18 protein-coding genes are annotated in these 18683 nt (G+C 73.4%); 10 read left to right on the forward strand and 8 right to left on the reverse strand.

Annotated elements, in window-relative coordinates:
- Nucleotides 1-105: 105 nt before the first annotated feature.
- Nucleotides 106-930 carry an IS5 family transposase gene (locus ACIRFH_RS08785; protein ID WP_403518275.1) on the reverse strand — a complete coding sequence of 275 codons (825 nt, stop codon included), beginning with the start codon at nucleotides 928-930 and terminating at the stop codon, nucleotides 106-108.
- A 1056-nt stretch (nucleotides 931-1986) separates the two neighbouring features.
- Here ACIRFH_RS08785 and dhaK point away from each other — a divergent pair.
- The 3 genes from dhaK to ACIRFH_RS08800 are packed head-to-tail and all read left to right on the forward strand — an operon-like array spanning nucleotide 1987 to nucleotide 4031.
- A complete protein-coding gene (gene dhaK, locus ACIRFH_RS08790) occupies nucleotides 1987-2979 on the forward strand; it encodes a dihydroxyacetone kinase subunit DhaK (RefSeq protein WP_403518277.1) in 993 nt (330 codons plus the stop codon).
- 49 nt (nucleotides 2980-3028) lie between these two features.
- On the forward strand, nucleotides 3029-3628 hold the full coding sequence (dhaL, locus tag ACIRFH_RS08795) for a dihydroxyacetone kinase subunit DhaL (RefSeq protein ID WP_403518279.1): 600 nt from the start codon (nucleotides 3029-3031) through the stop codon (nucleotides 3626-3628).
- Nucleotides 3621-4031 (forward strand): PTS-dependent dihydroxyacetone kinase phosphotransferase subunit DhaM, encoded by a 411-nt coding sequence (locus tag ACIRFH_RS08800; RefSeq protein WP_403518281.1) that lies wholly within the window; start codon nucleotides 3621-3623, stop codon nucleotides 4029-4031. The genes dhaL and ACIRFH_RS08800 overlap by 8 nt, the downstream gene beginning before the upstream one ends.
- A 91-nt stretch (nucleotides 4032-4122) precedes the next feature.
- On the opposite strand, the gene ACIRFH_RS08805 is transcribed toward ACIRFH_RS08800, so the two are convergent.
- Nucleotides 4123-5010: a glycoside hydrolase family 75 protein gene (locus tag ACIRFH_RS08805; protein ID WP_403518282.1), complete on the reverse strand. Its 888-nt coding sequence runs from the start codon at nucleotides 5008-5010 to the stop codon at nucleotides 4123-4125.
- 362 nt (nucleotides 5011-5372) lie between these two features.
- Between ACIRFH_RS08805 and ACIRFH_RS08810 the strand changes: the two genes are divergently transcribed.
- Together ACIRFH_RS08810 and ACIRFH_RS08815 are read left to right on the forward strand one after the other, a co-directional pair.
- A complete protein-coding gene (locus ACIRFH_RS08810; RefSeq protein WP_403518283.1) occupies nucleotides 5373-6380 on the forward strand; it encodes a fibronectin type III domain-containing protein in 1008 nt (335 codons plus the stop codon).
- Between the two features lie 166 nt (nucleotides 6381-6546).
- Nucleotides 6547-7122: a hypothetical protein gene (locus tag ACIRFH_RS08815; protein WP_403518284.1), complete on the forward strand. Its 576-nt coding sequence runs from the start codon at nucleotides 6547-6549 to the stop codon at nucleotides 7120-7122.
- Nucleotides 7123-7138: 16 nt separating this feature from the next.
- Here the strand turns inward: ACIRFH_RS08815 and ACIRFH_RS08820 are convergent, their stop codons facing one another.
- The 4 genes from ACIRFH_RS08820 to ACIRFH_RS08835 all read right to left on the reverse strand — a co-directional run bounded on the left by ACIRFH_RS08820 (nucleotide 7139) and on the right by ACIRFH_RS08835 (nucleotide 11249).
- Entirely contained in the window at nucleotides 7139-7690 is a 552-nt protein-coding gene (locus ACIRFH_RS08820; RefSeq protein ID WP_403518285.1) for a PadR family transcriptional regulator, read from the reverse strand.
- A gap of 40 nt (nucleotides 7691-7730) precedes the next feature.
- Complete coding sequence (locus ACIRFH_RS08825; RefSeq protein WP_403518286.1) at nucleotides 7731-9746, reverse strand: FAD-dependent oxidoreductase; 2016 nt, start codon at nucleotides 9744-9746, stop codon at nucleotides 7731-7733.
- Nucleotides 9747-9859: 113 nt separating this feature from the next.
- Nucleotides 9860-10231: a hypothetical protein gene (locus ACIRFH_RS08830; protein ID WP_403518287.1), complete on the reverse strand. Its 372-nt coding sequence runs from the start codon at nucleotides 10229-10231 to the stop codon at nucleotides 9860-9862.
- 139 nt (nucleotides 10232-10370) lie between these two features.
- The gene (locus ACIRFH_RS08835) at nucleotides 10371-11249 is read right to left on the reverse strand and encodes a hypothetical protein (protein ID WP_403518289.1); all 879 of its coding nucleotides are present in this window, start codon (nucleotides 11247-11249) and stop codon (nucleotides 10371-10373) included.
- Nucleotides 11250-11503: 254 nt separating this feature from the next.
- Here ACIRFH_RS08835 and ACIRFH_RS08840 point away from each other — a divergent pair, with 254 nt between their 5' ends.
- Nucleotides 11504-13582, forward strand: a complete 2079-nt coding sequence (locus ACIRFH_RS08840) for a SpoIIE family protein phosphatase (protein WP_403518291.1) — start codon at nucleotides 11504-11506, stop codon at nucleotides 13580-13582.
- Between the two features lie 12 nt (nucleotides 13583-13594).
- Here the strand turns inward: ACIRFH_RS08840 and ACIRFH_RS08845 are convergent, their stop codons facing one another.
- Entirely contained in the window at nucleotides 13595-14398 is an 804-nt protein-coding gene (locus ACIRFH_RS08845) for a putative protein N(5)-glutamine methyltransferase (protein ID WP_403518293.1), read from the reverse strand.
- 172 nt (nucleotides 14399-14570) lie between these two features.
- Complete coding sequence (locus ACIRFH_RS08850) at nucleotides 14571-15638, reverse strand: hypothetical protein (protein ID WP_403518295.1); 1068 nt, start codon at nucleotides 15636-15638, stop codon at nucleotides 14571-14573.
- Nucleotides 15639-15814: 176 nt separating this feature from the next.
- Between ACIRFH_RS08850 and ACIRFH_RS08855 the strand changes: the two genes are divergently transcribed.
- The 4 genes from ACIRFH_RS08855 (at nucleotide 15815) to ACIRFH_RS08870 (ending at nucleotide 18535) form a co-directional block, all read left to right on the forward strand.
- On the forward strand, nucleotides 15815-16222 hold the full coding sequence (locus ACIRFH_RS08855; protein WP_403518692.1) for a MarR family winged helix-turn-helix transcriptional regulator: 408 nt from the start codon (nucleotides 15815-15817) through the stop codon (nucleotides 16220-16222).
- Nucleotides 16223-16314: 92 nt separating this feature from the next.
- Nucleotides 16315-16920 carry a sulfite oxidase-like oxidoreductase gene (locus tag ACIRFH_RS08860; protein ID WP_403518297.1) on the forward strand — a complete coding sequence of 202 codons (606 nt, stop codon included), beginning with the start codon at nucleotides 16315-16317 and terminating at the stop codon, nucleotides 16918-16920.
- Nucleotides 16921-16924: 4 nt separating this feature from the next.
- Nucleotides 16925-17704 (forward strand): ferredoxin reductase, encoded by a 780-nt coding sequence (locus ACIRFH_RS08865; protein ID WP_403518694.1) that lies wholly within the window; start codon nucleotides 16925-16927, stop codon nucleotides 17702-17704.
- 249 nt (nucleotides 17705-17953) lie between these two features.
- Complete coding sequence (locus tag ACIRFH_RS08870) at nucleotides 17954-18535, forward strand: hypothetical protein (RefSeq protein WP_403518299.1); 582 nt, start codon at nucleotides 17954-17956, stop codon at nucleotides 18533-18535.
- Nucleotides 18536-18683: the final 148 nt, after the last annotated feature.

Consider the following 18683-nt stretch of genomic DNA (forward strand, 5'->3'; position numbering starts at 1 on the left):
CGACCCGCTGGGCATCGGTCACCGACAACGGCGGAATCTTCGGACCCGGACGACTCATACCGAACCAACGACGAATCTCCGACTCAGGTCACTAGTAGGACTCCGTTAGGTTGGCGTGGTCTCGTCCGTTATGCGCTTGGCGAGGTTGTCGATCGAGGCGATGTGGATCATCGCCTCGGAGCTGGCCGTGAGCGTCTCGTAGTCGCGGACGAGGCGGCGGTGCATCATGATCCAGCCGATACTCCGCTCCCCTACCCAGCGTCTTTTCACGACGTGGAAGCCGCGCTTTTCTGGGTTGCGGTTGACGACTCCGACGTCGATTCCGAGGCGGGCCCCGCGCTCGATGACGGCGTTCTTGAAGCCGGTGTCGACCCAGTTTTTCGTGATGGTCGGGCAGGTCTCTTCGGCCTGGTCGAGGAGGCGTCTTCCCATGGCATTCTCGGAGAGGTCGGCGCCGGCGACCGTCACGGCGAGGATGAGGCCGATCGTGTCGGTCAGGATGCCCCGCTTCCGGCCCACGATCTTCTTCGCGGCGTCCGTTCCCTGGCTGGTCAGGGGTACGTCGGTGGAGGTCTTGACGCTCTGGGTGCCGATGACGGAGGCGGTCGGCTCGGGCTTGCGGCCTTCCTTTACGCGTGCCAGGCCGGTCAGGTCGTAGTTGAGCTGGGCGAGGATTCCCTCGTCGCGCCAGGCGGCGTAGTAGAAGCAGACGGTGCCGTGGCCCGGGAAGTCGTGCGGGAGGTACTTCCAGGGAATTCCGGTGCGGTTGATGTGGAGGAGTGCGTCGAATACGCCGCGCGGGTCAACTTTGGCCGGCTGTCCTGTTGGCCGGCGTTCGAGGCGGGCGTTTCGCCAGGCCGTCAGCGTCGGCTCGATCAGGGCCCATCGGGCGTCGGACAGGTCGCTGGGGTACGGCTTGCGCTCGCTCACAGCACAGCGTGATCATGACCATGACGGAGGGGTGAGTTCCGTTGCAAGTCGGGCGGTTCCGAAGCATTTTCACATCAGACGGGTTTCCGAGTGCAGAACCACGTGAAGCGGACAGTCGAGTGCTCGACCTCGCAGGGAACGAATCACCTCTACCCGACGAAGACACCCAAAGTAGGTCATGGGTAAAGCAGGCATACCGGAATAACCCTATGTGAACGCCCACTAAGAACGCCCGCGCGGCCGAACGCGCAGTAATCGAACTGTCGCATCTTTTGGACGCAACAGACGACACTACTGAACGGGCCGAAGTACGCGACACGCCCGGCAGCAGCACCAGCCTCTCGCAGCACATCGAGGCCCTGGACTTGCGCATCTTCGAACTGGAAATCCTTCACGACCGTGGCGATCAACCTCTGATCGACGCGCGCACCGAACACGCGGAACTCACCGGCCGGTCAGGCGACACCCGCGGGGCAGCCGCTCGCTACGACCGACTCGCCCGTGACTGCCAGGAGTTGTTCGGCCCCTACGACGTCCGTACGCTGGACGCTTTCGAAGGCCTCGCCCGGTGGAACGGCGCAGTGCGAGCGAACCGAAGAGCAGGATGTGGATCTTGGCGCCGGGTCTTCCCCGGTCGAGCGAATCGGCCCTACGAGCCGGCTCCCCCTTTTTCGCCTGCGCCGAGACAGCTTCCCGACCACGGGCGCACAGTCACACCAAGCATGCTCGGACAGGCGAACCCGCCGACCAAGGCCCACAAGACGCCGACATCCGAGACGGCCCGTTTCGGGATCCGTGCGCCCATGCCGTTCCTGCGCGTGACCTTCGCTGCCGCAAGGCCGATACTGCCGACAGCAGGGATCCCGACCAAGCCGCACCCGACCGTCCGACCGACCTGACGAGCCGTCACCGAAGTCAGCATTAAGTCAGCATCAGCGCCGCCAGAACCCGCTCCAAGCCGTCACGGAACGTCAAGATCGAGAACCGCTCTCACCCACTCTGACCAGTAAGAACGCAGGTCACTGACTGGCCTGCTACCTTTCCCAGGAGGTACCCATGAGGATGCTCATCAACGTCCCGGAGACCGTGGTCGCGGACGCGCTGCGAGGTATGGCAGCCGCCCACCCCGAGCTGACCGTGGATGTCGAGAACCGGGTGATCGTGCGGCGGGACGCCCCCGTGGGCGGGAAGGTCGCCCTGGTGTCCGGGGGCGGGTCGGGGCACGAGCCGCTGCACGGCGGGTTCGTGGGGCCGGGGATGCTGACGGCGGCGTGTCCGGGTGAGGTGTTCACCTCGCCGGTGCCGGACCAGATGGTGCGGGCCGCTGCGGCCGTGGACAGCGGCGCGGGGGTGCTGTTCGTCGTCAAGAACTACACCGGTGACGTGCTCAACTTCGACATGGCCGCCGAGCTGGCCGAGGACGAGGGCATCCGCGTCGCGAAGGTGCTGGTCAACGATGACGTGGCGGTGACGGACAGCCTGTACACGGCGGGGCGGCGCGGTACGGGGGCCACCCTGTTCGTGGAGAAGATCGCGGGCGCCGCGGCGGAGGAGGGCCGCCCGCTGGAGCAGGTGGAGGCGATCGCCCGACGGGTCAACGACAGTTCCCGGAGTTTCGGTGTCGCGCTGAGCGCCTGCACCACGCCGGCCAAGGGCAGCCCCACCTTCGACCTGCCCGCCGGTGAACTGGAGCTCGGCATCGGCATCCACGGGGAGCCCGGCCGGGAGCGGCGGCCGATGATGACCTCGGGTGAGATCGCCGAGGCGGCCGTGGACGCGGTGCTGACCGACCTCGCCCCCAGCAGTCCCGTACTGGTCCTCGTCAACGGCATGGGCGCGACGCCGCTGCTGGAGCTCTACGGTTTCAACGCCGAGGTGCAGCGCGTGCTCGCCGAGCGCGGTGTCGCCGTTGCCCGCACCCTCGTCGGCAACTACGTGACCTCCCTCGACATGGCGGGCGCCTCGGTCACCCTGTGCGAGGTCGACGAGGAGCTGCTCGGGCTGTGGGACGCGCCGGTGAGCACGCCCGGGCTGCGGTGGGGCATGTGACGGTGGACGGGGAAGGGATCGGAAGACACCTACCAGGCAAGGAGATCCTGTGCTCGACGCCGAATTCTTCCGCCGTTGGATGACGGCGACCGCCGCGCTGGTCGACCGCGAGGCGGAACGGCTCACCGCCCTCGACTCGCCCATCGGCGACGCCGACCACGGCAGCAACCTCCAGCGCGGGTTCACGGCCGTGACGGCCGCGCTGGAGAAGGAGGCACCCGACACGCCCGGCGCGGTCCTGACGCTCGCCGGACGGCAGCTCATCTCGACGGTCGGCGGCGCCTCGGGGCCGTTGTACGGGACGCTGCTGCGCCGCACCGGCAAGGCGCTCGGCGACAGTGCCGAGGTGAGCGCGGAGCAGCTGGCCGAGGCGTTGCGGACGGGGGTGGACGCGGTGCGGACGCTCGGGGGCGCGGCGCCGGGCGACAAGACGATGGTCGACGCCCTGGTGCCGGCCGTGGACGCCCTCGGCGAGTCGTTCACCGCGGCCCGCGCCGCCGCCGAGGAGGGCGCCGAGGCGACCACGCCGATGCAGGCACGCAAGGGCAGGGCGAGTTATCTGGGCGAGCGCAGCATCGGGCACCAGGATCCCGGTGCCACGTCGGCGGCGCTGCTGATCGCGGGGCTTGAGGAGGCATCCGGTGAGTGACGGGAAACTGGTCGGGATCGTGCTGGTGTCGCACAGTGCCGAGGTCGCGGCGTCCGTGGCCGAGCTGGCGAAGGCCCTGTCGGGCGGTGGCGTGGCGGTGCCGGTGGCTCCGGCGGGCGGCACCGCGGCCGGCGGGCTCGGCACCAGCTCCGAGCTGGTGTCCGCCGCCGCCGCGTCCGTGGACCGGGGCGCGGGTGTCGCCGTCCTGACCGATCTGGGCAGCGCGGTGCTCACCGTCAAGGCCCTGCTGGCCGAGGGCGACGAACTGCCGGACAACACCCGCCTGGTCGACGCCCCGTTCGTCGAGGGCGCGGTGGCCGCGGTCGTCACGGCGGCGACCGGCGCGGACCTGGCGGCGGTGGAGGCGGCGGCAGCGGAGGCGTACTCCTACCGGAAGGCGTAGCGCGCCGGGGGCGGCGGCACGGCACGCGTGTCGCCCCCGGTGCCGGCCGGTCGATGTGCCGGGCGGGGCGGGCAGCCCTCGCCCCGTCCGCTCAGTCGCCGTCGACGAACTGCCGGGCCAGCCGTTCCCCCGTCCGCGCGGTGGCGTCCGTGTCCTCGATGGGCCTGGTCCCGGTGTCCTTGAAGACGATGTACGTCACCCCGGAGGCGGCACCGCCGGTGCGCGGGTCGGCGGGGACCCCGAGCGCCTTGGCGGTCGCGTAGGACGCCTCGCCGACGATGTCGCGCGGGCCGATGTCGCCGACGACCGCGTACCCCACCCGGTCCCCGTGGACGACCGCCACGACCGAGCCGCCGTGCACGCCGTCCGCCCGGTGGTCCCAGATGCCGCTGGGCTGGGGCACGACGACGTAGGGCAGTTTCTCCGCGTCGAGCGGGCCGCCGTCGGACCGGGTGTAGGCCGTGGTGGCCATGAAGTGCGGGTCGGTGCGGGCGTTGCAGTGGTCGCCGCTGCGGCCGTCGCAGTCGATGTCCAGGTCGGCCTTCCAGAACACGGCGTCGCGGGTGCCGCAGACCGGGATGTCCGCCGGGGAACCCGCGTCGCTGCGGTAGCGGCCGCGCGAGACGGGGACGCAGTCCCGGGTCCTGGCCAGCAGATCGGCGGCGCTGACGGCCCCCCCGGGCGTGCCGCCCCCGGTGCGGGCTCCGGCGTCCGGACCGGGCAGGGGCGGCCTGGACCCGGACCGGGAGCCGGCCACACGCTCCGGCCTGAGTCGGGAAACGGCCTCGGGCGCAAGCGCCGCACGGAACCGGGCACCGGCCGCGGGCCCGGACGCCGCCCGGGATCGGGGGCCGGGCTCGGGCGCCGGCCGGGCCTGGGACTGCGGGCCCGGCCGGGGCGGCAACGGTGCGGCGGGGAACGCCGTGGGGGCGAGCAGGGCGGCGCTGGCCGCGACCAGTGTCAGCGACTGGACACGCACGTGGTGGCCTCTCCTGGGGGGCATGGACGAACACTCGGCCCCATGTGTCCCCGGATCGGTCGCGCGGACCACCATGACAGGGCCAGACGGTGCACATCCGGGCGCGCGGGGGAAGCGGGCGAGCCGGGTCCGGTACCGGGTCCGGCCCGCCCGGCCGCCCGCGCCGGCGCGGGATCAGCGACGACAGCGGCCCGCGCCGTCGGCCGTAACTCCCCTGATGGTACGGGGGTTTGGGCCGTCAGGGAGCCAGGATACGCAACCCTTCCGGGCGATCGGCCAGGACGGGTCCCCTTGATGTGACTGCGTCACGGCGGCATATTGGTCCGGACCATTGCCGTCTGGCCGATCCGGGAGGCAGAGCCGTGCGAGGCGTTCCCGTTCCCGCCCCCCGTCGCGTCCCGCGACGCTCCGTCCCGTGCCGCTCCGTCCTGCTCTGCGGCGTCCTCGCGCTGGTCTCGTCCTGCGGCTGGGGCACGGACGACGGCGGGGGCGGCACACCGCCCGGGGCGCCGACGGGCGTCACCGCCGAGGCGGGCAGCGCGACGAGCGTGCACGTGATGTGGAACGCCGTCGACGGGGCCGAGACCTACGAGGTGTACCGCGGCGCCACCCGGGTGGAGGAGGTGCCGGCCGCCGGCCGCATGGTCGACGTCACCCGGCTCCGCCCCTCGACCACCCATGTCTTCACCGTGCGGGCACGCGACGCCGACGGGCGGCTCGGGCCGCGCAGCGCGGAGGTCCGGGTGACCACCCCGGCCGCCGAGGCCGCCGACCGCTCCGCTCCCGCCCGGCCGCCGGGAGCGCACGGCCGGGTGGCGGGCAGCCGGGCGGTCCAGCTGACCTGGTCCGCCGCGACGGACGACCGGGGCGTGGTCTCGTACGACGTCTGTCAGGGCGACACGAAGATCCACAGCGTCGACGGCACCCGGAGGGCGGCCGTCGTCACCGGCCTGCGCCCCGGCACCCGTTACGTTTTCACCGTCCGGGCGCGGGACGCCGCCGGCAACGTCTCCCCCGCCAGTGCCGCCGTCCGCCTCACCACGCCGGGCGCCGACGACGGTCGCGCCACCGCACCCACCGGTCTGCGCGCGGCGGCCCGCCGCGCCGACGGGGCGTACTACATCGACCTCGACTGGGTCCCGCCGCACACGGACGGCGTGGTCACCGCGTACGAGATCCACCTGGACGGCAACAGGGCCACCTCGCTCGTGTACGGCGGCGACGCGCCGCGCGACCGGGCCGAGTACAGCTTCTACGCCGGGCAGGAGGCCGGCGTCACGCACCGGGTGCGGGTGCGGGCCAAGCTGCCCGACGGCACCTGGGGCGGCTTCTCGGCGGAGCGGACGGTGACGACGGGCGGGGAGCCGTGACGTCCCGGCGGCCGCGTACACGGCCGGTGGGCGCGTCACCTGGCCGGTCGCGCTCCGCATGCGGGCCCGGACACCGCCCTGTTGGCTGCCTCTGAGGGGGCACGGGCGATCCGATCCAGGCGGCGCGAGGGATGTCCGCCGACCGTGCCGTCGGAGGGCAGCCCACATGCGCATCTCATCGCCGGTTCTCCGCTTCGGCCTGACCGTGGCAGCCGCCACCGCGCTGCCCGTCGCCCCGGCCGCCGGGCCGGCCGCCGCGGGTCCGGGGATCTCGGTGAGCACCGCCGGGAGCACGGTGTCGGTCACGACCACCGCCTGCACCCGGCTGAACGGAAGCTGGGGCACGGCCTCACTGCTCACCAGCAGCCAGGGCAGCTTCACCGAGGGCCGTCAGGTCGCGCTGTCGGGGACCGGCACGGGCCAGTCCGCCGTGTGGTCGGGCATCTCCCCGGGCACCTACACGGTCGTCGTCGTGTGCTCGAACAACAGCACCGCCGGCAGCCAGACCGTCATCGTGTCCTCGGCGCCCAAGCCCTCCCTCTCTCCCTCCGCCTCCCCCTCCACCGGCCGGTCCGCCTCCCCCTCGCCGTCCGCGTCGCCGCGCGGGGTCCTCGGCGGGGTCGGCGGGGCCGTCCAGGACTACAGCACGGTCACCCTCGTGGCGGGCGGCGCGCTGGTGGGGGGCGGGGCCATCGCCGCGGCCTGGTTCCTGCGCCGCCGCTCGAAGCCGTACCGGTTCTGAGGGCGCCGCGCGGGCGTCATGACGGGTCGTCGCCCGGCAGTTCGGCGAACTCCGCCAGGGCGTGCCTGAGCCACTGGGTCCAGAAGGTCTCCAGGTCGATGCCGGCGCGCAGCACCAGGTGCCGCAGCCGGTCCTCGGGGCCGTCCTTCTCCGGCGGGAAGTCGCGCTTCTCGATCTCCTCGTACTCGGCCAACTGCCGCTCGTGCAGCTCCAGATGGCGTCGCAGGTCCGCCTCGATGCCGGTGGTGCCGACCACGGCGGCGGCCCGCAGCCGCAGCAGCATCGTGTCCCGCAGGGGCCGCGGGTCCTGCGCGGTGGCGGTCCACCGGGCCAGTTCGTCGCGGCCCGCGGGCAGGACCTCGTAGCTCTTCTTCTGCCCGCGGGCGGGCTGCTGCGCGGGCAGTGCGCGGATCAGCCCCTGCGCCTCCAGTCTTCCCAGCTCGCGGTAGATCTGCTGGTGCGTCGCCGACCAGAAGTAGCCGATCGACTTGTCGAACCGGCGGGTCAGCTCCAGCCCCGACGACGGCTTTTCGACCAGGGCGGTGAGGATCGCGTGCGGGAGTGACATGGGGCTCATCCTAGGGACGGCCCCGCCGCTCCCCCGCCTCCTACAGCGCCGCCGCCAGCTCGGTGCCCTGCTTGACGGCCCGCTTGGCGTCCAGTTCGGCGGCCACGTCGGCGCCGCCGATGAGGTGGGCGCTGCGGCCGGCGGCGACCAGCTCGTCGTACAGGCCGCGGCGGGGCTCCTGGCCGGTGCACAGGACGATCGTGTCGACCTCCAGCACCGTGGACTCGCCGTCGATCGTGACGTGCAGGCCGGCGTCGTCGATCCGGTCGTAGCGCACGCCCGGGACCATGGTGACGCCGCGGTGCTTGAGCTCGGTGCGGTGGATCCAGCCGGTGGTCCTGCCGAGACCGGCGCCGACCTTGGTGGTCTTGCGCTGGAGCAGGTGGACGGTGCGCGGCGGGGCGGGGCGCTCGGGTGCGGCGAGGCCGCCGGGCGCGCGGTAGTCCATGTCGACGCCCCACAGGCGGAAGTAGGTGGCGGGGTCCTCGTGGGCCTTGTCACCGCCGTCGGTGAGGAACTCGGCGACGTCGAAACCGATGCCGCCGGCACCGAGGATCGCGACGCGGTCGCCGACGGGGGCGCCGTCGCGCAGCACGTCCAGGTAGCCGAGGACGCTCGGGTGGTCGACGCCGGGGATGTCGGGGACGCGCGGGGTGACGCCGGTGGCGACGACGACCTCGTCGTACCCGGTGAGGTCGTCCGCGCCCACCCGGGTGTTCAGCCGTACGTCGACGCCGTGCGCCTCGAGCTGGGTGCGGAAGTAGCGCAGCGTCTCGTCGAACTCCTGCTTGCCGGGGACCTTGCGGGCGACGTCGAGCTGGCCGCCGATCTCGCCCGCGGCGTCGAAGAGGGTGACCTCGTGGCCGCGTTCGGCCGCGCCGGTCGCGCAGGCCAGCCCGGCAGGTCCGGCGCCGACGACGGCGACGCGCTTGCGGAGGCGGGTCGGGGAGAGGACGAGTTCGGTCTCGTGGCAGGCGCGGGGGTTGACCAGGCAGGAGGTGATCTTCCCGCTGAACGTGTGGTCCAGGCAGGCCTGGTTGCAGCCGATGCAGGTGTTGATGGCCTCGGGCCGGCCCGCCTCGGCCTTGGCGACGAAGTCGGGGTCGGCGAGCATCGGGCGGGCCATCGACACCATGTCGGCGGCGCCCTCGGCGAGCAACTGCTCGGCCAGCTCGGGGGTGTTGATGCGGTTGGTGGTGACGAGCGGCACCGACACCTCGCCCATCAGCCGCTTGGTCACCCAGGTGTAGGCGCCGCGCGGCACGGAGGTGGCGATGGTGGGGATGCGGGCCTCGTGCCAGCCGATGCCGGTGTTGATGATGGTCGCCCCGGCGGCCTCGACGGCCTTGGCGAGCGTGACGACCTCCTCCAGCGTGGAGCCGCCGGGGACCAGGTCGAGCATGGAGAGGCGGTAGATGACGATGAAGTCCTCGCCGACCGCCTCGCGCACCCGGCGGACGATCTCGACGGGGAAGCGCATGCGGTTCTCGTAGGAGCCGCCCCAGCGGTCGGTGCGCCGGTTGGTGTGCGCGGCGATGAACTCGTTGATGAGGTAGCCCTCGGAGCCCATGATCTCGACGCCGTCGTAACCGGCCTCGCGGGCGAGGCGGGCGGCGCGGACATAGTCGTCGACGGTCCGCTCGACCTCGGCGTCGGTCAGCTCCCGGGGCACGTGGGGGCTGATCGGCGCCTGGAGCGGGCTCGGCGCGACGAGGTCGGCGTGGTAGGCGTAGCGGCCGAAGTGCAGGATCTGCATCGCGATCCGGCCGCCCTCGCGGTGCACGGCCTCGGTGACGACCCGGTGCCGCGCGGCCTCCTCCCCGGTGGTGAGCCTGGCGCCGCCCTCGTAGGGCCGGCCCTCGTCGTTGGGGGCGATGCCGCCGGTGACGATGAGGCCCACTCCCCCGCGGGCGCGGGCGGCGTAGAAGGCGGCCATGCGCTCGAAGCCGCGCTCGGCCTCCTCCAGGCCCACGTGCATGGAGCCCATCAGGACCCGGTTGGGCAAGGTGGTGAAGCCCAGGTCGAGCGGGCTCAGCAGGTGGGGGTAACGGCTCATCGGGCCCTCCGTGCGCGGTGTCGTGCCTCTGTTGTAGAGGACGGCCGCCTCTTTGTGCAACTAGTTGCACAAAGAGGCGGCGCACACCACACACCGCCGCGCGGCGGCCCCGGTCAGCGGCTCTCGAGCCGTACGTGCAGTTCGCGCTCCTGATCGCCGGAGGCCGTGCTCAGGTCGTGCACGGTGAACAGGGAGTCCAGGGTGGTGCGGAACCGCTCGATCGCCCAGTAGCCGCCCTGCACGTCGGCCTCCACGGACGCGTGGAGCCTGGTGGGGCTGCACTCGCCCTGGTGGGCGTCGGCCACGTCGAAGGTGCCGAGCCACACGGTCGGACGCACCTGGTCGTACTCCCGCGTCACGTCGCCCGCGTGCCGGTCGGACGAGAAGCACGCGCACAGGGCGTCGAACACGGTCCGGGCGTCCTCCTTGTCGCATCCGCTCAGCTCCACCGACACGGACTCCGGATGCAGTCGCTCGCCGTCCATCGTGATCGCTCCTCTCCTGGCCGCGGTGCGGTGCCGCGGGCCGCTCCACTGCGCGGACGCCCCACGGAGGCCGCACCCATACCCCCAGAAAAGCACCACCTCGGGCGAAGCACTACCGGCACGGCCGGCGGCCGCAGGATCAGCCGCGGGTGAGGCGGTACGTCTTGCTGTCGGTCAGCACGCACAGGCCCGGGGAGACGACGATCACGCGCAGGGTGCCGGTACGGCGGTCGTAGTCGACGCCCTCCGCCTCGAAGGCGCCGGAGCAGGCGCTGCGCAGCGGCAGCTGCCGCAGGGCGGTGACGTGGCCGGTGACGTCGGCGGTGCCGGTCGGCGCGGCGGAGAGGTCGATCCGCAGCAGCGGCTTGGTGAGCCCGAAGAGGGTGCCCTCCGGGTCGTCGGAGGAGCACAGGAGGGCGGTGGCGTCGAGGAAGTCGCAGCCCTGGACGTCGCGCACGGCGTGGTCCAGGTGGACGGTGGCCGCCTGGGGGAGGTTCGCCGAGGGCGAGGTGGCGGGGTTGACGCCGGGGGTCGGGAAGACCAGCAGCCGGTTCATGGTGCCCCATTCGCCGGACAGCATCCACTGGCCGTCCGGTGAGATCGCGGCCCAGGAGTTGTTCGGCGCCTCGCCCGCGCTCAGCGTGTGCACGTACTCCGACCAGCGCCCGTCCGGCGCCTGCACGCGGAACATCTTCGTGTTCCCGTCGTCGCGCTGGTACGGCTCGACGTAGTGCCCGTCGTAGGAGGCGTCGGGGTCGCCGACGTGGTTCCAGCCGCGGGCGGCCAGGCCCCAGGGAACGGTGCCGATCCCGGTGTAACGGTTGGGGCTGCCGGCGGGGACCTCCACCGAGGCCAGGCCCTGGCTCTCGGTGAGCGGGTCGGCCCGGTCCGAGCCGGCTTCGGTCCAGGTGTCGCCGGCCGGGGCGGCGGCCCCGGCCGGCGGGGCGGCGAGGAAGAGGGCGAGGGCGGCGAGTCCGGTCAGAACCGCGTGACAACGTTGCCGGGCGCGCAGGGGCATGGGTCGGCTCCTCGGTGGGGGTGGTCGGGCGGCACGCACTCGGCGCACAGTGTGGCCCGCCCCTGACGGTCATGTACAGACCAAATCCACGTCGGGTACTGCCGTCCCGTGGGGCGACGGCCGCGCCGCGGAGTGATGCTGGAGGAGGCGGCGGGGGCCTCGGAGCAACGGCCCCGCACGCGGTGGAACGCGGTAGAACAGGGGAGTCGGCATCGAAGGACGTGCCGCGTGGATCGGCGAAGGCGGGGCGTGGGATGAGTGCAGCCGGGTCTGCCGGGTTCGAGGGCGCCGAGTCACCGCGCGGGCCGGTGCGTCCCAGCGGACTGCTCGACGTGCTGAACGTGGCCTCGGTCGTGCTGGACGCCAAGGGCCGGATCGTGCTGTGGAGCCCGCAGGCCGAGGAGCTGTTCGGCTACTCCGCCCAGGAGGCGCTGGGTGAGTACGCCGCCCGGATCATGGTCCACGAGAAGCACCTCGACCTGGTCGTGAAGCTGTTCGCCGACGTGATGAAGACCGGGCGGAGCTGGGCCGGAGCCTTCCCCGTCCGCCGCAAGGACGGCGACACGCGGCTGGTGGAGTTCCGCAACATGCGGCTGCTCGACGACCGGGGCGACGTCTACGCGCTGGGGCTCGCGGCCGACCGGTCGACCGTGCGCCGGCTGGAACGCGACGTGGCGCTGTCCGCCCGGGTGATCACGCAGTCCCCGATCGGGCTGGCGGTCCTGGACACGGGTCTGCGGTACGTCTCGGTCAACCCGGCGCTGGAGCGGATCAACGGCCTGCCCGCCGAGGACCACATCGGCCGGACGGTCCGGGAAGTGGTGCCGCGGATGGACGCCGACGCGCTGGAGGGAGCGGCGCGCGAGGTGCTGGAGACCGGACGGCCCGTCGTCGACCGGTCCGCGACCGGACGCACCCCGGCCGACCCGGGCGAGGACCACGCCTGGTCGTTCTCGCTGTACCGGCTGGAGGACGCTCTCGGTGAGGTGCTGGGCGTGGCCGTCTCGGTCGTGGACGTCACCGAGCAGTACCGGGCGGGCGTCGAGGCGGAAGCCGCGCGGCGCCGTCTCGCCGCCGTCGCCGACGCCTCCGCACGGATCGGCACCACGCTGGAGCTGGACCGCACGGCCCGCGAACTGGCCGACGTGGCCGTGCCGGACCTCGCCGACATCGCGGCCGTGGACCTGCTGGAGGCCGTGGTCAAGGGACGGCGCAGCACGCTGGGCCCCACCGAGCCGGCGGTGATCCGGGCCCTGGCCGTCCAGGCGGAGGACGCCCCCGAGGCGCTGCGGGCGGCCGATCCGCCCGGGCAGGTCGCCCGATACGGGCCGGACCGCCTGGTCACCGAGTGCGTACGCACCGCACGGCCCGTGATGGTGGCGCAGGTGACGGACGAGGACCTGACCCGCATCGCCCGCTCCCCCGAGGCGGCCGAGCTGCTGCGCCGGGCCGGCGTGCACTCGTACCTGGCCGTGCCGCTGATCGCGCGCGGCGAGGTGCTCGGCGCCCTGGACCTGAAGCGGATCGGCAACCCGCTGCCGTTCGACGAGGACGACCTGTTGCTGGCCAGGGAACTGGCCGCGCGCGCGGCGGTGCAGATCGACAACGCCCGCTGGTACCAGAACGCCCGCGACGCCGCCCTCACCCTGCAGCGCAGCATGCTGCCGAGCCATCCGCGGGTGACGGGCGGCCTGGAGGTCGCCTCCCGCTACCAGCCCGCCGAGGCCACCAGCGAGGTCGGCGGCGACTGGTTCGACGTGATCCCGCTGGAGGGCCGCAAGACCGCGCTGGTCGTGGGCGACGTGATGGGCAGCGGCATCACGGCGGCGGCGTCCATGGGGCGGCTGCGCACCGCGACGAACACGCTGGCCGCCCTGGACCTGGATCCGGCGCTGCTGCTCGAACACCTCGACCGGACCGCGGCCGGCCTGGACCAGGCCATCGCGACCTGCGTCTACGCCGTCCACGACCCGCACGCCCGACAGGTCCGCATCGCCAACGCCGGGCACCTGCCGCCGGTGCGGTTGCGCGCCGGCCGCCCTCCGGAGCTGCTGGACCTGCCCACCGGGGTGCCGCTCGGGGTGGGCGGCGTCGCCTTCTCCACCACCACCGTCGATCTGGACCCGGGTGACCGGCTGGTGTTCTACACCGACGGCCTCGTCGAGACGCGGCAGCAGCCGATCGACGAGCGGCTGGCCGTGCTCCTCGCCCTGCTGGAGGGTCCGGACCGTCCTCTGGAGGAGGTCTGCGACCTGCTGCTGCGCACGCTGCACGAGCCTCGGAACTCCGACGACGTGGCCCTGCTGATCGCCCGGGCCACGCCGCCGGAGTAGACCGGCGCTCCGCTACCGCCTGACGCCGATCACCACGTGGGCGTACAGCTCGTCGCTGACCTCGAGACGGGTGGTCAGGCCGCCGCGGGTGAAGGCGTCGACGGCGGCCGGGGCCTGGTGTTCGCTCGCCTCGACCAGCAGGCAGCCGCCGGGCGCGAGCCAGCCGGGTGCCTCGGCGGCGACCCGGCGCAGCACGTCGAGGCCGTCGGCGCCGCCGTCGAGGGCGACCAGCGGCTCGTGCTCGCGGGCTTCGGCGGGCAGCAGGGCGACCTCGCCGGTGGGGACGTAGGGCACGTTGGCGGCGAGTATGTCGATCCGGCCGCGCAGCGCGCCGGGGAGCGCGTCGAACAGGTCGCCGGTGTGCACCTGGCCGCCGACGGCCGCGAGGTTGCCGCGGGCGCAGCGCACGGCGGCCGGGTCGACGTCGGCGGCGTGCACCTCGGGCCGGTCGAGGGCGGCGGCCAGGGCCGCGCCGACGGCGCCCGAGCCGCAACACAGGTCCACGACGACGCGTGCGTCGGGCGCGTGGGCGAGGGCCTGCTCCACGAGGAACTCGGTACGGCGGCGGGGAACGAAGACGCCGGGGGCCACGGCGATGCGCAGTCCGCGGAACCCGGCCCAGCCGAGGACGAGTTCGAGGGGGACGCCGGTGACCCGGCGGTCGACCAGCGCGGCGAGTTCGCCGGAGGTGCGGGCGGCGTCGAGGATCAGTTCCGCCTCGTCCTCGGCGAAGACGCATCCGGCGGCGCGGAGCGCGGCCACGACGGAGTCACGGGAGGGGAAGGCGGAGGGCGATGCGGAGAACAGGGAGGACATGGGGGTTGAGAGCCTTTCGAGAACCGAAGGGCGCTCTCCCGGTCACCGGTCGCCGGTGACCGCACTGCCGAGAGGGGAGAGCACCCGGGCCGACACAGCGGTAATGGGTCTCACCTCCCAGGTGTCCGGCGGCCGGGACGATCCGCGGCCGCCGGTCACACTACCCCAACGATCAGACGGCGACGGTCTCCTCGGCCTCTTCCTCGGCCTCCTTCTCCGCCCTCTCCTCGGCGGCCGGTTCCGCCGTCTCCCCGTCCGGCCTCGCGTGCTTCGGCCGGGCCGGTGCGACGGCCCGCTCGCGGAGGGCGGCGACGCCCGTCACCACGAGGCCGAGCAGCAGCCAGGCGGCCAGGGTCCAGACGCTGCGGCCCAGTCCGTCGTTGCCGAAGTAGAGCAGGCTGCGGGCGCCCTCGACGAAGCCGGCGCCGTTCCAGAAGGCGTGCAGGGTGCCGAAGAAGCCGTTCTGCAGCTCGGGCCGGAACAGACCGCCGGAGGAGGTGAAGTTGAGCATCACGAACAGCACCATCATGGCGAGGGTGGTCCACCGCTTGAGGAAGGTGTGCAGGCCCACGCCGATGAACAGGATGCCCGCCGCGTAGAGCCAGGCCATGCCGAGGACGCCGGCGAGGTCGTGGTGGGCGAGGTGGAAGACGGGGCCGGCGAGCAGGGTACCGATGCCGGCGACGACGACCGAGACGCCGAGTGTCAGCAGCGCCCGGACGCGCATCGGCAGGGCCGCTCCGGCGGCGCCGAGGGCGGCCACGGAGGCGTAGGAGCCGATGCTGATCGCGATCAGCAGGAAGAACAGTCCCTGGCCGGTGGGGTCGTCGTCGACCGGGGTGGCGACGTCGGAGACCTTCAGCGGGACGCCCTGCCGCTCGGCGAGGGGGGTGAAGACCCTCTCCGCGGCCATGGCTCCCATGTCGGAGGAGGCGGTGGCCACGACGACCTCGGGCGCCTTGCCGCCGGGCACGTAGGCGCCGGTGATGTCACGGTGCCGGAGCAGGTCGACGGCCTCGGCGCGGGTGGGGACGGTCCGGACGTCGAGCGCGTCGCCGCCCCGGTCCTTGACCGTCTGGGCGAGCACCTTGGCCTCGGGGCCCGAGCCGACGACGGCGACGGGCAGGTGGTTCGGTTCGGGGGTGACGAAGGCCCCCATGTACGCGAGACCCATGCCGATGCACATCAGCAGCGGGGTGATCAGGTGCGTGAGCACGTGACGCAGGGCGTGCGACCTCATCGGCCCGCATCCTCCCAATGGTTGGCTTATACAACTCTCTTCTCGTTGTACTATACAACCAATACTGCGAGGGAGGATCCGTGACGACAGCCGAGAGGCCCGACGGGACGACCGTCCCCCCCGTCACCCCCGGCGCCCGCGCGGCGGACGCGGCCGTGGAGACCATCCAGCGGGAGATGACGGCCTTCGCCCGCCGGGCCCGCGCCTCGGCGGGGCGCATGCACCCCGAGCTGTCGCTGGTGTCGTACACGCTGCTCGGGCATCTGGAGGAGCGGGACGGGTGCCGGGCCACCGACCTGGCCGCCCACTACGCCCTGGACAAGTCCACCGTGAGCCGGCAGGTGGCCGCGCTGGAGCGCGCCGAGCTGGTCGAACGACGCGTCGACCCGGACGACCAGCGGGTCCAGGTGCTGCATCTGACGGACGCCGGACGGCGCATCCTGACGCAGGTCACCGAGAGCCGCCGGACCGCGTTCCGGGAGCGGCTCGCCGACTGGCCCGAGGAGGACCTGGTCCGCTTCGCCGCGTATCTGGAGCGGTACAACGCGTGGCAGGCGGCCGGGCCCGGTGAGGGCCGGGACTGAGGCACCGCCCGGCAGCACGTACCGTGGAGCGCGTACGCACCGATCACGCCGACCGGGGTGGCCCCTCCCCGCCGGCCGAAAGGCCCCGCCGCATGAACACCACCCGAGGCTTCACCGGACGCGCGCGCTCCGCCCGGCCGGGACTGCCGCCCGGCCAGTACGACGCGGGCGACGACTGGCCCGTGCTGTCCGCCGAGGTCACGCCCGACCTGGCGCCCGACGACTGGTCCTTCCGCATCGGCGGTCTGGTGGCCGAGCCCCGCACCTGGAACCGGGCCGACGCCGGCCGGCTGCCGGCGTCGGCGTACGAGGGGGACATCCACTGCGTGACCGGCTGGTCGAAGTTCGGGGTGCGGTTCGGGGGCGTGTCCCTGGACGCCTTCCTGGACGCGGCCGGCCCGCTGCCGTCCGCCACGCACGCCGTCGCCTACGCCCACACCGGCTACACCGCGAACCTGCCCCTGGCGGACCTGACCGGCGGGCGCGCGTGGATCGTGTGGGAGTACGACGGGCGGCCACTGGCCCCCGAGCACGGCGGTCCGGCGCGGCTGGTGGTGCCGCACCTGTACTTCTGGAAGAGCGTCAAGTGGATCGCGGGCCTGGAGCTCCTCGACCACGACGAGCCGGGCTTCTGGGAGCAGAACGGCTACCACGCGCGCGGCAACCCCTGGGAGGAGCAGCGGTACTCCGGTGACTGAGACGATGACCGAGACGGCGACGGCGCCCACGGCGCGGGTCTTCACTCCACCGACGCGGTTCGCCGTGCCCGGGCGCATCGAGGTGGACGGCCGGGTGGCCAGGACGTGGCAGACGGCCACGCTCACGGAGATCCGCCGCGAGACGCCCCGTGCGGCCACCTTCCGGCTGTCGGTGCCCGGCTGGGCGGGACACCTGCCCGGCCAGCACCTGATGCTGCGGCTGACCGCGCCCGACGGGTACGTGGCCCAGCGCCACTACTCCCTGGCGTCCGCGCCCGACGACTCGGGACACATCGAGCTGACCCTCGACCATGTCGACGGCGGCGAGGTGTCGGGGTGGTTCCACACGGTGGCCCGGCCCGGCGACCGGATCGAGGTGCGCGGTCCGCTCAGCGGCTTCTTCGCCTGGCCCGGCGACCGGCCCGCCCTGCTGCTCGGAGCCGGCTCCGGGGTGGTGCCGCTCATGTCGATGGTGCGCCACCACCGGGCGCGGGGGCCGGCCGTCCCGCTGCGGCTGCTGGTGTCGGCGCGGAGCCCGGAGGAGCTGATCTACGCGCGGGAGTTCGGCGCGGAGACGACGCCCGTGTTCACCCGGAGCGCTCCTCGGGGCACGCCGGTGGGACGGCTGGCGGCCGCTCACCTGGAGCCCCTGTTCGCCGACCCGCCCGCCGGAGGCTGGGAGGCGTACGTCTGCGGTTCCAACTCCTTCGCGGAACACGCCTCGCGACTGCTGGTGGCGGCGGGACAGCCGGTGGACCGGATCCGCATCGAGCGCTTCGGCTGACCCCGCGGCGGGCCGTGCCCGGGGCCGTGTTTCCCCCGGAGCCCTGCCGGGCACCTGGACGGCGGCACACAACGGCCGTCCGGCGATTCGGCGTGAGCGGTCCGGTGGGCGGTGAGCAAGGCCCGCCGGACGGGGTACGAGACCTGTGCGGGCACGCGCACGCGTGACGCGCCGCGGAGACGGCGGCGGCACCGCCCCGTGCGGCCGTCCGCCCGGTCCTCCGACCGCGGTGACCGCGAGGAGGTCGACATGCGAACCCTGGTGCTCGGCCGGCGCCGGCGGCGCAATCCGCTGCGGCGCCGCTCGGACGTCGTGGAGGCGTGGACCGCGCTGGTCGCCGCCGTCCTGCTGTTCGCCGGGGCCCCGCTGCTGGGGGTGACCGCGGCTCTGTGGGCCCAGGGCAAGGCGCAGACGATCGCGGCGCAGCAGCGGGCCGACCGCCACCGGGTGCACGCCACGGTGGTCGACCGCACTCCGGACGGTCCGGGGTCGGCGCAGACCGGCGGGCAGTCGTACCGCGTGGCCGTGCGCTGGACCACGCCGGGTGGTGACACGCGGACCACTCTGAGCCAGGTTCCGGCCGGTACCCGGCAGGGCGACGTGGTCGCCGTGTGGTTCGACTCCCGGGGCCGGAGCGTGCCGCCGCCGACCGGTGCCTCCGCGGTCTGGGAGCACACCGTCACCGTCGGCGCGTTCACGACACTGGGCGCCGCCCTCACGGTCTTCGTCGGGCACAGCGTCGTCCACCGGGCGGCGCTCCGGCGCCGGATGGCCGAGTGGGAGCGCGACTGGGCGCGCACGGAACCGCAGTGGACGCATCGCCGGGCGTGACGGCGTCGGTGCGTCCACTGCGGTCCACCGCCGGTTCCCGGTGCCGGTGACCGGCGACGCGCCCCGGGCCGGCCCCCCCCGGCCCCCCCCCGGGCCGGGCGGGGGGGGGGCCCCCCCCCCCCCCGGCCGGGGGGGGAAACCGACGGAG

This window comes from Streptomyces sp. NPDC093586 (assembly GCF_044764905.1).
Classification (GTDB): domain Bacteria; phylum Actinomycetota; class Actinomycetes; order Streptomycetales; family Streptomycetaceae; genus Streptomyces.